Below are 18,985 nucleotides of genomic sequence, written 5' to 3'. Positions count from 1 at the left end.
GGGGAAGCGATGCTGACACGCAAGCAACATGAACTGCTTATGTTCATCCACGAAAGGCTGAAGGAAAGCGGCATTCCGCCATCGTTCGACGAGATGAAGGAAGCGCTCGATCTCGCCTCCAAATCCGGAATCCATCGGCTGATCACGGCGCTGGAGGAACGCGGCTTCATTCGCCGGCTACCGAATCGCGCTCGTGCGCTGGAGGTGCTGCGTCTTCCCGACTCGATTGCCCCTGGCCTCAATGCGGCGCGCAAATTCTCGCCAAGCGTCATTCAGGGCAGCCTTGGCCAAAACAATTCCGGGCAGGGCAACCTCGGACGGCAGATCAAGCCGGCGCTATCGCGAATGCCTTCTGCCGGCAACAATGACGACGCCGTTGCCGCGGTGTCCATTCCGGTGATGGGCCGCATCGCCGCCGGCGTGCCGATCGACGCCATCCAGCACCAGACGCACTCCATCTCGGTACCGCCGGATATGATTACAGGCGGCGCGCACTACGCGCTCGAGGTCAAGGGTGATTCGATGATCGAGGCCGGCATTTTCGACGGCGACACGGTCATCATCCGCAATGCCGACACCGCACAGCCTGGCGAGATCGTCGTGGCGCTGGTCGACGAGGAGGAAGCGACGCTGAAGCGGTTCCGCCGCAAGGGCGCTTCGATCGCACTCGAAGCCGCCAACCCGGCCTACGAGACGCGCATCTTCGGACCGGACCGCGTCAAGGTGCAAGGCAAGCTCGTCGGTCTGATTCGGCGTTACTGAGCCACAGGCTGCCTGGGTTTCTCGGGCTTGAGGTATGGCGGCAGCCCCCTCGCCTCGCGCGAGAACTTTCGCTGGGTATGCCAGGGCCGATATGGCGCTTCGACGGCGAAACGAATTTCTGCACGCATGGTCGCCGATTGCGGGTTGAAGAAGATGGCGGCACTGCCGGCGCGGGCAAGCTGCCGTTTGGTGACGACAAGGATCAGCGGATTGCGGCAGGGATCGTAGGCGGTGGCATCATCGATGACGATCAGATCGGCGAAGGCGCAGGCTGGCCGGGCGGTCTTGCGGTCGTCAGCGAGCGCGACGATAGCGCCCGACGGATGCCGGGCGATGCACAGGCCTTCTGTGCAGTAGAAAGGCGCGCCGGGCGGCAGCTGGGCTGGATCGGTTATGTCAAACTGAGCATCCCCCTTTTCGAAGGTCTCCGGCTCGACGATGGTTTCGGACACCAGCGCATGTTTCCAATTGTCGGTGGTAAACACGTTCGAACGCACCCGGTTGATGGCAAGTTCGCCGTTCCCGATCGGCAGCGCCACCAGATGCCCGTCCTCGGAGATCAGGACGTCGGGCGTGCGGGTGTGGGAAATCGTCAGCAGTCCGGCAAGTGCGAAAGGAAGCGCCGCGAGCCGTAGCCGGGTCGTCGCCATGGTCGCGATGACAAGGGCGATCGTCACCAGCAGGACGGACTGGCGCGAAATCAGCCCGACCGCATCGATCGGCGAGCGCTGCGATATCCAGCCGGACAGGGCAATCATCGCCGTGAGCCCCTTGCCCATCACATAGAGGAAAGGGCCATCGGCGCCGAACGGCATCGCCAACGCGCTGAGAACGGCGAAAGGCATGACCACCAACGAGACGATCGGCATGACGGCCAGGTTGGCGAACAGGCTGAGCGGCGAGACGCGCTGGAAGTGCCATATGGCGAAAAGCGCGGTAGCGCCGCCGGCGATGATGGAGGTCATGGCGAGGCCACCCATCGCAGCCAGGAATTTTCGCGTGACGAAACCAGGCAGCGATCGTCGTGGCGGTGGCGTGGTGATCTTGCCCGCACGGTAATCGGACCAGCCGGCATAGGCGCCGACGAGTGCGGCGGTCGCGGCAAACGACATCTGGAAGCTCGGGCCGACCACCTCGTGCGGCGACACCAGGATGACGGCAATCGCCGAAATCGCCAGATTGCGCATGGTGAGTGCTGCCCGGTCGAACAGCACCGCGATCAGCATCACCGCCAGCATGATGAAGCTGCGCTCGGCCGCGACCACCACGCCTGAAATGACGAGGTAGGCCGCGATCGAAAAGAGTGCGGCTGCGGCCGCATATTTCTTGATCGGTCGGCGCGAGGAAAAATCGGGAAACAGCGCGAAGGCGCCGCGCAGCAGCGCCATGACCGTGCCGGCGACCAGTGCCATATGCAGGCCGGAGATGGAGATAATGTGGTAGATGCCGGTGCGCCGCATCGCCTCATTGATCGTTTCCGGGATGCCGGCGCGCACGCCGACGATCAGGGCAGCGGCGATCTCGCCCTCGGCGCCGCCAACTTGACGGCGAATATGGTCCGCGATGCTCTCGCGCGCGTTCTCGACCACCGAAGAAAGACGCGCGGCAAGCGGCGCACCATCTGCCGGCGCGGCATCCGCGCGGACGAGTTTCGGCGTGCCGAGGAAAAAACCGCTGGCGCCGATGCCGGCGAAATAGCTGTCGAAGGAGAAATCATAGCTGTCCGGCCGCACCGGGCCGGTCGGCGGCAGCAGCCTGGCGTAGCCGGTCACCACGGATCCTGCGGTCATGCCAGGCGGTATTTTCGAGGCCGAAACGCGAACCCTTTCGGGTGCATAGCGCAGCGTCGGCCGGGCGGTCGAGATCACATCGATGGTCAGCCGGACGCGGCCATTCGCCATCTGGTCGAGGTTGACGACACGGCCGGTCAGCCGCGTCGGAATTTCCGAACCGAGCATTGGCGTTGCCACACGCCAGGTCTCGATCTTGGCGGCGAGCACGCCGAGCGCGCACAACAGCGCCGCCATGAAGCACAGATGCGTCTTGCGCCATGACCGTGAGACGGCCGCGCACAAGGCCATCAGGACCACGACGGCGATGGGTTGCGCAAAGTCCGGTTCCACTGCAAGCGAGAAATAGAAGATCACCCCGGATGCGAGGAAAACCGGCACCAGCAGGAAGGCGATGCCCCGGTCGATTTCCAGGCTGGCCGCCGAGACCACGGCGTTGCGGATGCTGGATGGCGAAAGGCGGCGAAACTGGCCGCCAAGGCGGGTCGCGGTGCCGATAGTCGGTGCCGGCGCCGTCGGCGTGCGATCCTGCGGCAAGGGCGGGATATCGAGGCGCGGCAGCGAAGCTGGCGCCGGCAGGACGGGAACAGAGGCGGCAAACAGCAACCGTTCGCTGACGCCGCTGATCGCGTCCTCGCCCTCGTCCGTACCCCGGCCTCGTCCAGCCATCGGGTCTGCCCCTTGCGCCCTTGACCTCCTATGCTACATGAACGCGCAACGCGCGAAAGTCCGTGCAATCACATCCGCACCTGCGCCTGCCCTGGGTCCCTTCCTTCAGCGATGGCTTTCGGCGACAAGGTAACCCGCCGTAATTTCGGCGTCGATTTGCGATCCTCTGCCGGCTTCAATCTAACGACACCAGAGCCGTGCCGCATAAGATTCGGCGCGGACAAAGCGAAACTGAAAAAATGGACACTGCCTCCCTTATTCACCCGAGCATCGACGTTTTTCTTGGGATCCGCTTCGTCTCGTCGATGGGAACGAGCAAGTAGCGCCACTTTCCGACCTCATCACCTCTAAGCGCGAACGTCTGGTGTGATGCCCGATGCGCGCGTTGGTAGGGCATCTCGCTGTTACATCGCGGTGACAAAAGCACCGCCACGGTGGCGTCACCCGGTTACCAAGGGCAGGAAATATCTCCGGTCTTCTGGGAGTGGTGTGTCAGCGTCCCCAGAGGCTGCGTGGGCGTGTCGCCCGGTTGGCTGTTAGCGCGGCGACTGGATCGCTTCACGCCTCGCAAGCGGGATAGCAAAATCTCGTGAAGGCAAGGTCAAGCTGCGTTCTCCGTCTGAATCGGCGACGGGCGGCGGCTGGGAGAGATGGATGCCATGCACGTTGGGGGTCTGGAAGTCAGCGGGACATGGGCGCGACGGCCGGGCGGTGCAATGACCGCGCAGCGCCGCCTCGCAGCGATTCTGGCTTGCGACGTGGTCGGTTATTCGCGCTTGATGGAGCGCGACGAGCGCGGCACGCTCGAGCGGCTCAAGACATACCGCAAGGACCTCCTCGAACCGCTGGTCTCCGAGCATCAGGGCCGGATCGTCAAGCTCACCGGCGACGGCATGCTGTGCGAGTTCGCGAGCGTCGTCAACGCGGTGACCTCGGCGATGTCGATCCAGCAGGCCTTGGCAGAACACGAGGCGGAGACGCCCGAGGAAGAGCGGATTCGCTTCCGCATCGGCGTCAATCTCGGCGACGTGGTCTACGAGGAGGACGGCGACCTCTACGGCGACGGTGTCAACATCGCCGTCCGCCTCGAAAGCATCGCCGATCCCGGCGCCGTGGTTGTCTCGGGCACCGCCTACGACCACCTTCAGGGCAAGCTCGACGGCGGTTTCACGCCGCTTGGCGACCTGCGCCTCAAGAACATCGAGCGGCCTGTGCGCGCCTATCGCGTCGAGACCGACGCCAGCGCCTCGGTGGCTGCACCGCCTCCCCTGCCCTCGAAACCCTCGATCGCGGTTCTGCCTTTCACCAACATGAGCGGCGACCCCGACCAGGAATACTTCGCCGACGGACTGGTGGAGGACATCATCACGGGATTGAGCCGGGTGAACTCCTTCTTCGTGATCGCCCGCAACTCGTCCTTCACCTACAAGGGCCGAGCGGTGGACCTGCGCCAGGTCGGGCGCGAGTTGGGCGTCCGCTACGTGCTCGAAGGTAGCATCCGCAGAGCAGGATCGCGGGTGCGTATCAGTGGGCAGCTGGTGGACGCGATCAGCGGGCACCATGTCTGGACCGACCGCTTCGAGGGCGACGTGAGCGACATCTTCGACCTGCAGGACAAGGTGACCGAGAGCGTCGTCGGTGCGGTCGAGCCGAGCATCAGGCTCGAGGAGATCAAGCAAGCGCGCATGAAGCCGACCGACTACATCGGTGCCTACGACCTCTACCTTCGTGCGCTACCGCGCTTCTACAGTATGACGCGCGACGGCTTCGCCGACGTGCGCCGGCTGACCAACGAGGCGCTCAGCATCGACCCGGGCTTCACCCTGGCGAAGGCACTCGGCGCCTATATTCGCAGCCTGTCCGTGAGTCAGTGCTGGCACGAGCCCGACGATACCCGCGTCGCCGTGCGCATGGCCCGCGAGGTGCTGGCGGACGCGCGAGACGACCCGACAAGCTTGCGTTTCGCCGCGCAGGTGATCGCCTACAGCGCCAAGGATTACGAGACGGCGCTGGACACGATCGAACGGTCCCTGCTCCTCAACCCCAATTCGGCGCAGGGCTATACGGGCAGCGGCTGGGTGAACGCCCATTCCGGCCGCCCCCTCGTCGCAATCGAGCACTTCCACAGGGCAATGCGGCTGAGCCCGGTCGACCCCGAGAAGGGCATTGCGCTCTCCGGCATCGGGATGAGCTACCTGATGCTCGAACGCTACGAGGAAGCGCTGGCTTGGGGAGAACGAGCGCTGCGCGAGATGCCGAATTACGGCTCCTCGCACCGGGTGGTGATCATGGCACTCGTCAAACTCAATCGGCTGGATGACGCGCAGGCGGCGGCGCGGCGGCTGATGGAGGCGTTCCCGACCTACACCCTCGGCCTGCAGAGGCAGATCAACCCGTGGCGGGACAAGGTGTTCGCCGAGCGCTACGTCGAGGCGCTGGGTATTGCCGGCGTGCCGGAGTGATCGTCGCGTTTGCAAAGACGCCCTCTCCTACGCGTCACGTCGGTCAGGCGACGTCCCTTGACCCCGCGTCACTTCTGGAAGGATAGTTCTCTGGCCGGGCTTGTCCGAGGACTGAGCGCGTAGCGAGTTCTATTGTATTGGCTGACGCCGCTGACCGCGTCCTCGCCCTCGTCCGTACCCCGGCTTCGTCCAGCCGTCGGGTCTGCCCCTTGCGCCCTTGACCTCCTATGCTACATGAACGCGCAACGCGCGAAAGTCCGCGCAACCACATCCGCTCCTGCGCCCGCGCCCCGAGAGTTCCATGCCCGACAAAGTCGTCACCCGTTTTGCGCCCTCGCCCACCGGCTACCTGCACATTGGCGGGGCGCGGACGGCGCTGTTCAACTGGCTGTATTCGAAGCATACCGGCGGTGTAATGCTGCTGCGTATCGAGGACACCGACCGCGAGCGGTCGACGGATGCGGCGACAGCGGCCATTCTCGACGGCCTTTCGTGGCTCGGCCTCACCTGGGACGGCGAGCCTGTCTCGCAGTTCGAGCGCGCGCCGCGCCATCGCGAGGTGGCCGAGGAGCTGGTGCGCATGGGCAAAGCCTACTATTGCTACGCGACACCGGCGGAGCTCGAGGCGATGCGCGAGGCGGCACGGGCCAAGGGGCTCCCTCCCCGCTATGACGGCCGCTGGCGCGACCGCGACTCGTCGGAGGCGCCGGCCGGCGCCAAAGGCGCCATCCGCATCAAGGCGCCGACCGAGGGCGAGACGGTGGTGCACGACCGCGTGCAGGGCGAGGTGCGCTTTCCCAACAAGGATCTCGATGATTTCATCATCCTGCGCTCGGACGGCAATCCGACCTATATGCATGCCGTCGTCGTCGACGACCATGACATGGGCGTCACCCACATCATCCGCGGCGACGATCATCTGACCAACGCCGCCCGCCAGACGGTGATCTACCGCGCCATGGGCTGGGACGTGCCGTCGATGTCGCATATCCCGCTGATCCATGGCGCTGACGGCGCCAAGCTGTCGAAGCGGCACGGTGCGCTCGGCGTCGAGGCCTATCGCGCCATGGGCTATCTGCCCGAGGCGCTGCTCAACTATCTGGCGCGGCTGGGCTGGAGCCATGGCGACGACGAGGTGATGTCTATCAAGGACATGATCGCCTGGTTCGATATCGGTGACGTCAACAAGGGTGCGGCGCGTTTCGACTTCGCCAAGCTCGAGGCTTTGAACGGCGTGCACATGCGCCGCATGAGCGACGCCGACCTGTTCGACATCTTCATCGCCACGCTGCCCTATCTCGAAGGTGGTCCGGCGATCGCCGAGCGTCTCGACGACCGGCGCAAGGCGCAGTTGCTTGCCGCCTTGCCGGGCCTGAAGGAGCGTGCCAAGACCCTGGTGGAACTTGTCGACGGTGCTGGCTTCCTGTTCACCGAGCGGCCGCTGCCGATCGACGAGAAGGCCGCGGCATTGCTCGCTGGCGAGGCGCGCGAGGTCTTGCGCGGCGCCCGCGACGCGCTGAAGGCGATTTCAGCCGGCTGGACCGCCGCAGCGGCCGAAGCGGCGATCCGCGACTATGCGCTGGCCGGCGGCTATAAACTGGGCACTGTGGCTCAACCCTTGCGGGCAGCGCTTACCGGTAAAAGCACCTCGCCCGGCGTGTTCGACGTACTTGCCGTTCTCGGCCGCGAGGAGAGCCTGGCGCGTATAGCGGATCAAATCGATTAGGAGCAAACTGGCCCAAGAAGATTGGCATTGAAAGGCGCGTTTCGCAGTGCAACATTAGACTTGGCCCAATCTGGCACGCATCCCTCCACAATGCGGTGGCGAATACGCGCATTTCCGGTGATTTCGACGTGTCGCTTTGCAGAATTTTGCCTTTGCCGGCATGAGGAAACAAAAAGGAGTTTGCAATGACCGAAGCTGCGACAAAACTGGAATTCGGTGGCAGAGACCACCCGTCGACGGCGAAGCTGGAGCTCGGCGGCAAGACTCATGAGTTCAAGGTGCGAAGCGGTTCGGTAGGGCCCGACGTTATCGACATCGGCGCGCTTTACAGCACCACCGGCGCCTTCACCTACGATCCCGGCTTCACCTCGACGGCAAGCTGCGAGTCGGAAATCACCTTCATCGATGGCGATGCCGGCATCCTGTTGCATCGCGGTTACCCGATCGACCAGCTGGCCGAACATGGCGACTTCCTCGAAGTCTGCTACCTCCTGCTCTACGGCGAATTGCCGACCAAGGCGCAGAAGGACGATTTCGACTACCGGGTGACGCGCCACACCATGGTGCATGAGCAGATGTCGCGCTTCTTCACCGGCTTTCGCCGCGACGCGCACCCGATGGCGGTGATGTGCGGCGTGGTCGGCGCGCTGTCGGCATTCTATCACGACTCCACCGACATCTCGGACCCGTACCAGCGCATGGTCGCCTCGATGCGGCTGATTGCCAAGATGCCGACGATCGCGGCGATGGCCTACAAGTACCACATCGGCCAGCCCTTCATTTACCCGAAGAACGAGCTGAATTTCGCGGCCAACTTCCTGCATATGTGCTTTGCCGTGCCTTGCGAGGAATACAAGATCAATCCGGTACTGGCGCGCGCCATGGAGCGCATCTTCATCCTGCATGCCGATCACGAGCAGAATGCCTCGACGTCGACCGTGCGCCTCGCCGGCTCTTCAGGCGCCAACCCGTTTGCCTGCATCGCTGCCGGCATTGCTTGCCTGTGGGGCCCGGCGCATGGCGGTGCCAACGAGGCCGCTCTGAACATGCTGGGCGAAATCGGCCATGTCGACCACATCCCGGAATTCATCGCCCGCGCCAAGGACAAGAACGATCCCTTCCGGCTGATGGGCTTCGGTCACCGCGTCTACAAGAACTACGATCCGCGCGCCAAGATCATGCAGAAGACGGCGCATGAGGTGCTGGGCGAACTCGGCATCAAGGACGATCCGCTGCTCGACATCGCCATGGAACTGGAAAAGATCGCGCTGACCGATGCCTATTTCATCGAGAAGAAGCTTTATCCGAACGTCGACTTCTATTCCGGCATCACGCTGAAGGCACTGGGCTTCCCCACCACCATGTTCACCGTGCTGTTCGCGGTCGCCCGCACCGTGGGCTGGATTGCGCAGTGGAAGGAAATGATCGAGGACCCGCACCAGAAGATCGGCCGTCCGCGCCAGCTCTATACCGGTGCGCCGGAACGCGACTACGTGCCGATCGCGAAGCGCTGATCAGGGCCGAAGGTCTAGGAAAAAGCGCCCTTTGTGGCGCTTTTTTATTTGATGTGATTGAGAACGACATCCGCCGCGATATCGCCGGACGGCCTGTCAGTGGCCATGCGTCTGGTCACCTCGGCAAAACCGCCCTTCTGCCAGGCGCGATAGGCCGTGTCGGAAAACAGCGCTTCCAGTTGCCGCGCCAGATAGGCCGGCCGCACATATTCATTGTAGTGCTCGGTCACCACCGGCTGGTCCACGATGAGATTGGGCAAGGCGGCACTCCATACGGTGATCAGGCGCTGGGCCAGCCGCATGACCGGATCAAGCCGGTAGCACGAGATCATCGGCACGCCCGACAGCGCCAGTTCCAGCGACACAGTTCCCGAGGCGATCAGCGCTGCGTCGGCCTTGCCGAAGGCCTGCCATTTGCGTTCGGAATCAAGGATGATCTCGGGCTTCTCGTCCCAGCTTGCGACCGCAGCCCTGACCAGGTCGGCGACGTGCGGCACCGTCGGTAAAAGCACGCGCAAGCGGTGCCCCCGCGCGCGCAGGATCGAGATTGTCTTGCCGAACGGACCCGCCAGCCGCCGCACCTCGCCGCTGCGCGAACCGGGCAGCACAAGCAGCGTTTTCACGCGATTCCCGGACAGGTCGCGCGGCAGGCCTTGCGCCTTGGCGGCGGCGAGCACGCCCGGATCATGCGTGAGACGATGACCGACATAGGTGCCCGGCGGACCGCCCAGGCGAGCGAGTTCCTTCGCCTCGAAAGGCAGGATGCAAAGGATGTGGTCGACATACGGCCTCATCGCCACCGCCCTGCCCGGCCGCCATGCCCACACGCTCGGGCAGACATAGTGGACGATCGGGATCGTCGGATCGGCGGCACGCACTCTCCTTGCCACGCGCAGCGAAAAATCCGGGCTGTCGATGGTGATCAGGCAGTCGGGCTTGTCGCCTGCAATCGCATTGGCGGTCTGGCCGATCCGCCGCATCAGGCGCGGCAGGTCGCGCAGGACGGCGCTGAAGCCCATCAGTGCGATCTCGCTGCCCTCGAACAGCGGCGTAAGACCGAGCGCCTGCAGATGGCGTCCGCCAATGCCGACAAGCCTGATCTCGCGGCCGGTCGCGCGCTTGAGCGCCTGGACGAGATCGGCGCCGAGCAGGTCGCCGGATTCTTCGCCGGCGACGATGGCAATCTTCAGCGGCCCGTCATTGACCATGGGCCAGCTCCGCAGGAGGCAGGCCAATCACGAACAGGCCGAGCGCATCGGCGCGCGCGACAACGACCGGGCCTTCCAGGACCAGCGACCGGCCGGCCTCGACGGCAATGCCGGCAAGGCCGGCTGCATGCGCCGCCTCGATAGTCTGCGGGCCGATGGAGGGCAGATCGGCGCGCAACTCCTGGCCGGGCTTGGCGCATTTGACCAGCACACCGCGCGCCTTGCCGGCCAGCCTGCCATGGCCGCGCAACTCCCTTGTCCGTTCAAGCAGCCCGTTGGTGCCTTCGATGCCCTCAAGCGCAATGGCGCGGCCACCGACCGCGACGGCCGCCTGGCCGATATCAAGCGCGCCGATTGCCTTTGCCGCCGCGCGAGCCGCCTCGATGTCGCGCCAGTCGGATTTTCGCGGCGTCGCCCTGGTCAGCGGGCCTTCGGCCGCAACCAGATCCGGCACGACCTCGTGAGCGCCAACAACCTTGACGCCGCGCGCTTCCAGAGCCCGCGTCAGGATCTTCAGCAGCCCGTCGTCGCCGCGGGCCAGCGCCATGACCACTGTAGGCACCACGGCCAGCAAACCGAGGCTCGGGCGCATGTCAGTCAGCCTCGGCCGGCGCCTGATCTCGCCGGCGAGGACAAGATGGCTGATCCGTCGCCGCTTCAGCAGCGCAGCCAGCGAACCGATATCTTCCAGTGCGAGACTCTCATGCTCGTAGCCGTCGAGGTCGGACTTACGGTCGACTTCACCCTCGATCTGGATGATGACCGGCGGATAGCCCTGCCCGGTCAGGCCGACGGCCACCTCGACCGGGAGACTGCCGCCACCGGCGATGATGCCGAACCTGGCGCCAGGCGCGAGATCAAGGCCCGACGGCGAGGCCTCAGTCCTCGTCATCGGCCCTTAGTCTTCGTCATCGCCGCCGTCATCGTCGCCGGCCTTAAGCGAGGGGACGGCGTAATGCCGCTTGCTGCGGCTGGCGATGAAATCGACGATCTTCATGGCCGTCGGCGAGGAAGCGAATTCCGCCTTGGCAAACTCGATGTTCTCGCCGACGGTTCGGGAGCGATCGAAGATCGTCCTGTAGACCTTGCGCAGAGTGTGAATTTCGGAGCGTGGCAGGCCGGCGCGTTTCAGGCCGATGATGTTGAGGCCGCGAAGGCTGGCCCGGTTGCCGGCGGCCATGGCGTAAGGGATAATGTCGCCGACGATTGCCGAGCAACCGCCTAGAAAGGCGTTGTCGCCGATGCGGACGAATTGATGGACGGCGGTGAGGCCGCCGATATAGACGTTGTCGCCGACCTCGCAATGGCCTCCCAATGTCGCCTGATTGGCGAAGGTGGCGTTCTTGCCGACGACGCAGTCGTGGGCGATATGGGCGTAAGCCAGGAAATTGCCGTTGTCGCCGACGACGGTCTCGCCGCGGCTGGAATCGGTGCCGAGATGCATGGTCACGCCTTCGCGGATCGTGCAGTTCTCGCCGATGACCAGCGTGGTGCGGCCGCCCTTGTGCTTGGTGTTCTGCGGCGGCCCGCCCAGTATCGCCATCGGATAGACCTTGGTCGAGGCGCCGATCGTGGTGGCGCCCAGCACCGAGACGTGGCCGACCAGTTCGACACGGTCGCCGATCACCGCGTCGGCGCTGACATGACAGAAGGGGCCGATGCGGACGCCTTCGCCGATTTTGGCGCCCGCCTCGATGACCGAAGATGGATGGATGACTGTCTGGATTTTCATAAGCATTCGATCGTCAATCGCTGGTGACCATCATCGCCGAGATCTCGGCCTCGGCGGCCTTGACGCCGTCGACCAGAGCCTCGCAGGCGAATTTGAGTAGGTTGCCGCGTTTCTTGATTTTCTTGACATGGATCTTGAGCTGGTCGCCGGGAACGACCGGCTTGCGGAATTTGGCATTGTCGATGGTCAGGAAATAGACCAGGGACGGTTTTTCGGCGGCAAGGCTGCGGATGCAGATGGCGCCGGCTGTCTGCGCCATGGCCTCGACGATCAGCACGCCAGGCATGACCGGCTGGTCCGGGAAATGACCCTGGAAATGCGGCTCGTTTATGGTCACGTTCTTGATGCCGATAGCGGATTCGTCGCCATCGATGTCGATGATGCGATCGATCATCAGGAATGGATAGCGATGCGGCAGGAGCTTCATCAGCCCCAATATGTCGACCGCTTCAAGCGTCGTCGCCGCGTCCATCTCAGCTATTTCCCCCATCGCCCGATTTGCGCGCCCTTGCCAGTCTTCGCAGGGCCGCGATCTCCCGCATGGCTTCCGCCATCGGCTGTGCCGGGTATCCTCCCCAGATCTCGCCCGCCGGGACGTTGCTCATGAACCCACTTCTTGCAGCAAGCTTGGCTCCTGTGCCGATGGTCAGGTGGTCCGCAAGGCCGACGCCGCCACCCATGGTGACGTTGTCGCCCACCGTTACGGAACCGGAAATACCGGAAAGTCCGGCTATTATGCAATTGCGGCCGATGCGGACGTTATGAGCGATCTGCACCAGATTGTCGATCTTGGTGCCTTGGCCGATGATCGTGTCGGACATGGCGCCACGGTCGACCGTGGTGTTCGAGCCGATCTCGACGTCGTCCTGGATGACGACGCGGCCGATTTGCGGAACGCGCTCCGGCCCCTTGGCGCCCGCCACAAAGCCGAAACCGTCTTGGCCGATGCGGGCGCCGCCATGGATGATGACGCGGTTGCCGATCAACGCATACTGGACGCTGGCGCCGGGACCGACATAGCCGTCGCGGCCGATCTGGCAGGAGTAGCCGATGACGGCATGGGGAGCGATGACCGTTCCGCTGCCGATCGAGACCCGCGGCCCGATCACCGCGCCGGCCTCGATCACTGCGCCAGCCTCGATATGAGCGGTCGCATCGACATGGGCGTGCGGCGAGATGCCGGTTTCGCCCGTCATCGGCCCCGGTGTCGCGGCTGTCGGGAAAAGCAGGCGTCCGACCATCGCGAAAGCCTGCTGCGGGCGCGGATGAACCAGAACCGCAACGCCCGCCGGCGCCTTGCTGGCGAATTCGGTGGGGCAGAGAACGGCGGCGGCCTTCAACGACTGCATCAGGGCGAAGTTGCGCCTGCCGTCGACGAAAACGAGCGCGTGCTCGCCGCCCTCGTTTGCCGGCGCCAAGGCCGCGATCGATATGTGGGACTGACTGGAATCGGCAAGCACCGCGCCGGTCAGATTCGCGACTTCACCGGCCGTATACCGGCGTGAGGGCGCGAAGAACACCGGATCGGTCATTCCAGAAGCAATATCCAGCTAGTGCACGACCCCGAAAATCGGAATTGAAAGTCGGAAAGGATCATGCGCAAAATCAAAGTGCTACAGCGTCCCTTGCGCGCGCGGCGCTGTAGTGTCGGATCACTCTCTTCCGGGCCCCAACGGCCCGGAAGCACCGTCCCCGCGGATCAGAAGCGGGTCGATATGCCGAAGTTGAATTCCTGCACGTCGTCCGTCGATTCCTTCTTGACCGGGATCGCGTAATCGATGCGGATCGGACCAAAGGGCGACGCCCACATCAGGCCGACGCCGACCGAGGCGCGCCACTCCATGCCGGTTGTGGAAGGATCCACACCATCGACCTTATTGCCGTAAAGCGTTGCCGCATCGGCGAAAACCGCACCGCGCAGGCCGAAGCTTTCTGGGATCACCGGAAGCGGGAACTGGGCTTCCGCCGAGGCATTGAAATAGGTGGCGCCGCCGAGATGGTCGCCGCTGGTACCCTCGGCAACCGGGCCGATGCCGCCATAGGCGAAGCCGCGGATCATGCGGTCGCTGCTCTGGAAGTAATCGAAGATGCGCAGGTCTTCGCTGCCATAGCCCTGGAGGTGGCCGGCACCGCCAGAAATCAGGCCGACCAGATCGAGCTGCTCCGACAGTGTCTGATAATAGCTGCCGCGCGCCGTGACCTTGACGTATTTGGCGTCGCCGCCGAGACCGGCGAATTCCGTGCTGACATTGGCATAGATGCCGTCATGCGGGTTCTTCATGTCGTCGATGGTATTGTAGAGCAGGCCGAGGCTGACCGACGACTTGAGCCAGGGGCTCTGTTCAATGCCATTCAGGATTGCCGTGGAGACATCGCATTTGGCGGGATCGTAGATCCCGTCGGTCTTGCAGCCGTCGTCGAGATCATACTTCTCCTGCGAGATATTATACGCAAGCTGGGTCGAGATGTTGTCGGTGATCGGCAGGCCGAAGCGAACCGTCGCCCCGAGCGTCTCGCTATTGTAATTATCGTAATCCCTGGTCCGCTGGTAGATATCGAAACCGGCTGCGATGCGCCGTCCAAGGAAATACGGCTCGGTGAAGGAGAGGCTGTAGTCGCGCGAATTCTTGCCGCCGCCGGCCGACAGCTTGATGAACTGGCCGCGGCCGAGGAAGTTGCGCTCGGTAATCGATCCTTCGACGGACGGGCCTGCGGTGTCGCCGCCTGTCGAATAGCCGGCGCCGACCGAGAACTCGCCGGTCGATTTCTCGACCACATCGACCACGAGCACGACCTGGTCGGGCTGTGAGCCCGGCACGGTGGAAACTTCGACTTTCTGAAAATAATCGAGCGCTTCAAGCCGCTTCTTCGCGCGCTGGATGAGAACCTGATTGAAGGCATCGCCCTCGCTTACGTCGAACTCGCGGCGAATGACGTAGTCGCGTGTCCGATCGTTGCCACGGATCTCGATGCGCTCGACATAGGCCTTGGTGCCCTGGTCGATCGTATAGACGACCGAAATCGTATGGTTCTCGAAATTGCGGTCGCCGCGCGGCGTTACCTGGGCGAAGGCATAGCCCGAGCCGGCGACCTTCTCGGTCAGCGCGATGATGGTGTCTTCGACATTCTTGGCGTTGTAGACGTCGCCCTTGTGGGTTTCGACCACGGATTCGAGGGACTTGGTGTCGACCTCGGGAATCGTGCTCTCGACGCTGACATCACCGAACGTGTAGCGGTCGCCTTCCTGCACGGTGATGGTCACCGTGTATTTGTTGGTGGCGTTGTCGAGTTCGCCAACCGCCGAAACGACCTGGAAGTCGGCATAGCCGTGATTGTAGTAGAAGCGGCGCAGCAGTTCCTGGTCGGCGTTCAGCTTATCCTCGTCATAGACGTCGTCGCGCAGCACGAAGGAAAGCCAGGTCGAGCGCTTGGTGTTGATCACGTCCGACAGCCGGCGGCTCGAATAGGCGCTGTTGCCGACGAAATTGATCGCCGCGATCTGGGTGCGGTCGCCTTCGTTGACGTTGAAGACCACATTCACGCGGTTGTCGCCGAGATCCATGATCTGAGTGGTCACGGAGGCGTCGTCACGGCCGATGCGCCTATAGGCGGCCTTGACCGCCTCGACGTCGGCATCGAGCGTCGCCTGCGAGAACGTTCCGCGCGGCTTCAACTGGACCGCCATAGCGAGGGCGTTGTCCTTGAGCTTCTTGTTGCCCTGGAAAAGCACCTGGTTGACGACCTGATACTCGGAAACCTTGATGACCAGCGCCGAACCGACCTGGTTGATCTGGACGTCGGAGAACAGGCCGGTGCCGAACAGCGCCTTCACGGCATCGTCGATGTCGGAGCTGGAAAACGCCTTGCCGGGCTTGATCGAGACGTAGTTGCGGATGGTGTCGGCATCGACACGCTGATTGCCGCTGACTTCAACTCTCGAGACAACAGCGGCCTCGGCGGCTGATGTGGCAACGAACTGCACTGCGAGCGCACCTGGCACGACCAGGGCGGCGGACAAGGCCACCGCGGACGCGGCGCTCAGAAACTTGGATGCTGCCTTCATCGGGCTTTTGTACCTTTTCTCGTAGTCCCCACGGCGAGAAAACCGGACGTGCGGTAATTTCTCCTACCGTATTAACCGGATTTTCCCTACACGCAAGGCTTCTGGTTAATTTGTAATTACTTAACCTTGGGGCGTGGCTTTCGCGTCACGCCAACCCCCGTGCATGGTAAACGGCGTCTCAACATTGGTGGTGCCGAAGCCGGATTTCTTCATGATTTCAGCATCCAAACAGATCGTTCCAGAAAACGAAACCCATGAAGCCCAAGACCAGGAGCAGGCCGCTCCTGTAGGCCATTTCCATCATCCGTTCCGACACCGGCCGCCGGATGACGGCCTCCACGCCGTAGAACAACAGATGGCCGCCGTCGAGGGGGGGAATCGGCAAAAGATTGAGGATCCCGATCCCGACCGACAACAGGGCAGCGAGTTGGACGAGCCAATCGAAGCCCAGTTTCGCCGCCTGCCCCGACATCTTGGCGATCTTGATTGGGCCGCCCAGCTGGCACTTGTCCTCGCGGCCGACGACGAAACGCTGCAGGAATTGACCGGTGCGCTGGATGATGTGGCCGGTCTCCTCGACCGCCGCCCCTACCGCTCCGACCGGGCTGTAGGTGATCAGCCTGGGCTGGCCTGCTTCCTTGTTGTTGACGACGCCGATCACGGCCACCTTGACCTTGTTGCCCAGCGCATCCTGCTGCTCCATCAGCTCCGGCGTCGCGGTGACGGTCACTTCCTTGCCGTCACGCAGCATGACGAAGGTAATGGTATCGCCGGCGCGGCCAGAGACCAGGCGCTGGACATCGGAGAAGGTCTCGATCTTGCTGCCGTCAACGCTGACGAATCGGTCGCCGGGCAAGATGCCAGCCTTTTCAGCCGGACTGCCGGCGGTAACTTGAGCCACCATCGGCTCCATCACCGGGCGGCCGTAGAGGGAAAACATCACGGTAAAGACGGCAATCGTCAGTAGGAAATTGAACAGCGGACCGGCCACCACAGTCGCCGCGCGCTTCCAGATCGGCTGCGTGTGGAAAGCGACCTTGCGTTCGGCATCGGTCAGCGATTCGAGCTCTTCCGAGCTGGGCTGGCTCGAGGTCGCGTTCATGTCGCCGACGAATTTGACATAGCCGCCGAGCGGTATGGCGCAGAGTTTCCAGCGCGTGCCGTGACTGTCTTTGAAGCCGAAGAGTTCCGGGCCGAAGCCGATCGAAAAGGCCTGCACGCCGATGCCGCACCAGCGGCCGACGAGGTAGTGGCCCATTTCGTGGACGAACACGACCACGGTCAGCACAAACAGGAAAGGCACCAGCGTGCCGAGGATAAAGCCCTCAGTGCTGAAAACCGCGTGAAGAATCTCGTTCAATTCATGCCCTCAAATTCGTCCGCAGCCAGATTCTTCCGCGATCCAGATTCTTCCGCCACTCACAGGGTGCGCCGCGCACTGTGACATCAATCCAGGCGAATCCATGGCTCATTCCGCGCCACGCCAAGAAACAAAGTCGTTCAAGCTGGAAACAGCCCCTGTGCCGGATGGTCGGCGCTCGCCGAAATCCAGCCGATGACGTATAGGGCAAAAGCGGCCGCGACAAGCCCGTCGACCCGGTCCATGACGCCGCCATGGCCAGGTATCAGAGCGCCCGAATCCTTGCGGCCGTGGCGGCGCTTCACCCAGGATTCGAAGAGATCGCCAGCCTGGGAGACGATCGAGAGCACCAGCGCAACGACGCCAAGCATGGCAAGATTGCCGGCCCCGGCCACGGCGGCCAGCAGCAGCCCGGCAATGACGCCGCCAACGGCGCCGCCGAGTGCGCCGCTCTGCGTCTTGCCCGGCGAGATCGAGGGCGCCAGTTTCGGACCGCCGACGCTGCGGCCGACGAAATAGGCAAAGATATCGGTCGCCCAAACCACCGCGAACAGGAACAGAATGGCGATGAGGCCGGGATGGTCGCCGTCGCGCAAAAGAGCAAGCGACAGGCCCGAAACGGCCGCATAGGCAAGGCCGGATGCATCCCATTGTCCTGTCTTGCGCGCCCAGGCCGCGGCCACGACGATCGCGACCAGCACGGCGACCAGAGGCAGCAGCCAGAAGGCCGGCAGGCCGGCGATCAAGGCGCCGACGAAGACCACAAGCAGCGCTTCCGGCAGAAAGCTAAGACCCGGGCCGGCGGCCGGGCGGCACATCCGCGTCCATTCGTGGAAGATCACGGCCGCCATGACGGCGCACAGCAAGCGGAACGGCAGTCCGCCAAGCCAGGTCAGGCCAAGCGTGGCGGCGGCGAGCACGAGAGAGGAGATGATACGAAGCTGAAGGTTGCTCATCCCTTGGCCGTCACGGCGACGTCCTGGGCGCCAAGCCCGCCGAAACGGCGCTCGCGGCCGGCGAAATCACGCAACGCGTCGGCCAAATGCTCGCGACTGAAATCGGGCCAATAGCAAGGCAGGAAGACGAGCTCGCTATAGGCAGCCTGCCACAGCAGGAAATTCGACAGCCTGAGTTCGCCGCTAGTGCGTATGACCAGTTCCGGGTCCGGGATACCCTCGGTGTCGAGGGCGCCGGCAAAGGACTCGGCCGTGATCGCCTCGCTGTCGAGTTCGCCGCGCGCCACGGCGGAGGCCAGCTTGCGTGCCGTGCGCACGATCTCGTCGCGTCCGCCATAATTGAAGGCGATGATCAGGGTCAGCGCCTCGTTGCGCGCGGTCAGCGTTTCGGCCTCTTCAAGCAGGGTCCTGATATCGGACTGCAGCCCTGTCCTGTCGCCGATGATCCTGACCCGCACGCCGCTCTGATGCAGTTCGGCAAGATCGCGACGGATGAAGAGTTTCAAGAGGCCCATCAGGTCGCTGACTTCAGACTTCGGCCGCGACCAGTTTTCCGATGAGAAGGCGTAGACCGTCAGGAAGGAAATGCCGAGGCCGGGAGCGGCGCGCACCGTCTTGCGCAGTGCTTCGACGCCGGCCCGATGCCCGGCAAGCCGCGGCATGCCACGCGCCTTGGCCCAGCGTCCATTTCCGTCCATGATTATCGCGACATGCGCGGGGCTTGTCATAGTTTCGCTTTCGGG

At 63.6% G+C, this 18,985-nt stretch carries 13 protein-coding genes and 1 pseudogene; 4 read left to right on the top strand and 10 right to left on the bottom strand.

The features are described 5' to 3' along the window. Positions 1-9 precede the first annotated feature (9 nt). A complete protein-coding gene (gene lexA, locus C9427_RS02860) occupies positions 10-762 on the top strand; it encodes a transcriptional repressor LexA (protein WP_107647695.1) in 753 nt (250 codons plus the stop codon). Here lexA and C9427_RS02855 read toward each other — a convergent pair. Continuing rightward, positions 756-3,221, bottom strand: a complete 2,466-nt coding sequence (locus C9427_RS02855; RefSeq protein WP_107647694.1) for a ComEC/Rec2 family competence protein — start codon at positions 3,219-3,221, stop codon at positions 756-758. The genes lexA and C9427_RS02855 overlap by 7 nt on opposite strands. 716 nt (positions 3,222-3,937) lie before the next feature. On the opposite strand from C9427_RS02855, the gene C9427_RS02850 reads away from it, so the two are divergent. The 3 genes from C9427_RS02850 (at position 3,938) to gltA (ending at position 8,923) form a co-directional block, all read left to right on the top strand. Next, positions 3,938-5,683 carry an adenylate/guanylate cyclase domain-containing protein gene (locus tag C9427_RS02850; RefSeq protein ID WP_107647693.1) on the top strand — a complete coding sequence of 582 codons (1,746 nt, stop codon included), beginning with the start codon at positions 3,938-3,940 and terminating at the stop codon, positions 5,681-5,683. A gap of 301 nt (positions 5,684-5,984) precedes the next feature. After that, positions 5,985-7,409 (top strand): glutamate--tRNA ligase, encoded by a 1,425-nt coding sequence (gene gltX, locus C9427_RS02845; protein WP_107647692.1) that lies wholly within the window; start codon positions 5,985-5,987, stop codon positions 7,407-7,409. A gap of 185 nt (positions 7,410-7,594) precedes the next feature. Next, positions 7,595-8,923, top strand: a complete 1,329-nt coding sequence (gene gltA / locus C9427_RS02840; RefSeq protein WP_107647691.1) for a citrate synthase — start codon at positions 7,595-7,597, stop codon at positions 8,921-8,923. 44 nt (positions 8,924-8,967) lie between these two features. On the opposite strand, the gene lpxB is transcribed toward gltA, so the two are convergent. From lpxB to C9427_RS02795, 9 genes and pseudogenes are all read right to left on the bottom strand, one after another. After that, the gene (lpxB, locus tag C9427_RS02835) at positions 8,968-10,131 is read right to left on the bottom strand and encodes a lipid-A-disaccharide synthase (RefSeq protein WP_107647690.1); all 1,164 of its coding nucleotides are present in this window, start codon (positions 10,129-10,131) and stop codon (positions 8,968-8,970) included. Further along, complete coding sequence (locus tag C9427_RS02830; protein ID WP_107647689.1) at positions 10,121-11,023, bottom strand: LpxI family protein; 903 nt, start codon at positions 11,021-11,023, stop codon at positions 10,121-10,123. The genes lpxB and C9427_RS02830 overlap by 11 nt, the downstream gene beginning before the upstream one ends. Positions 11,024-11,029: 6 nt before the next feature. Next, positions 11,030-11,863, bottom strand: a complete 834-nt coding sequence (gene lpxA / locus C9427_RS02825) for an acyl-ACP--UDP-N-acetylglucosamine O-acyltransferase (RefSeq protein WP_107647688.1) — start codon at positions 11,861-11,863, stop codon at positions 11,030-11,032. Between the two features lie 13 nt (positions 11,864-11,876). Then, entirely contained in the window at positions 11,877-12,335 is a 459-nt protein-coding gene (gene fabZ / locus C9427_RS02820) for a 3-hydroxyacyl-ACP dehydratase FabZ (RefSeq protein WP_208636332.1), read from the bottom strand. Position 12,336: 1 nt separating this feature from the next. Next, positions 12,337-13,395: a UDP-3-O-(3-hydroxymyristoyl)glucosamine N-acyltransferase gene (gene lpxD / locus C9427_RS02815; RefSeq protein WP_107647780.1), complete on the bottom strand. Its 1,059-nt coding sequence runs from the start codon at positions 13,393-13,395 to the stop codon at positions 12,337-12,339. A gap of 167 nt (positions 13,396-13,562) precedes the next feature. Further along, on the bottom strand, positions 13,563-15,926 hold the full coding sequence (gene bamA / locus C9427_RS02810; protein WP_107647687.1) for an outer membrane protein assembly factor BamA: 2,364 nt from the start codon (positions 15,924-15,926) through the stop codon (positions 13,563-13,565). Positions 15,927-16,143: 217 nt separating this feature from the next. Next, entirely contained in the window at positions 16,144-17,286 is a 1,143-nt protein-coding gene (gene rseP / locus C9427_RS02805) for an RIP metalloprotease RseP (protein ID WP_107647686.1), read from the bottom strand. 140 nt (positions 17,287-17,426) lie between these two features. Then, positions 17,427-18,242: a phosphatidate cytidylyltransferase gene (locus C9427_RS02800; RefSeq protein ID WP_107647685.1), complete on the bottom strand. Its 816-nt coding sequence runs from the start codon at positions 18,240-18,242 to the stop codon at positions 17,427-17,429. Continuing rightward, positions 18,239-18,982: pseudogene (locus C9427_RS02795) on the bottom strand (isoprenyl transferase); the annotation flags it as partial. The gene C9427_RS02800 and the pseudogene C9427_RS02795, both read right to left, overlap by 4 nt. Positions 18,983-18,985 lie beyond the last annotated feature (3 nt).

Origin of the sequence: Mesorhizobium helmanticense (genome assembly GCF_003034915.1) — a bacterium.
Taxonomy (GTDB): Bacteria; Pseudomonadota; Alphaproteobacteria; order Rhizobiales; family Rhizobiaceae; genus Mesorhizobium; species Mesorhizobium helmanticense.
Note: the sequence above shows the minus strand (reverse complement) of the source record. Positions and strands in the feature narration are given on the sequence as shown.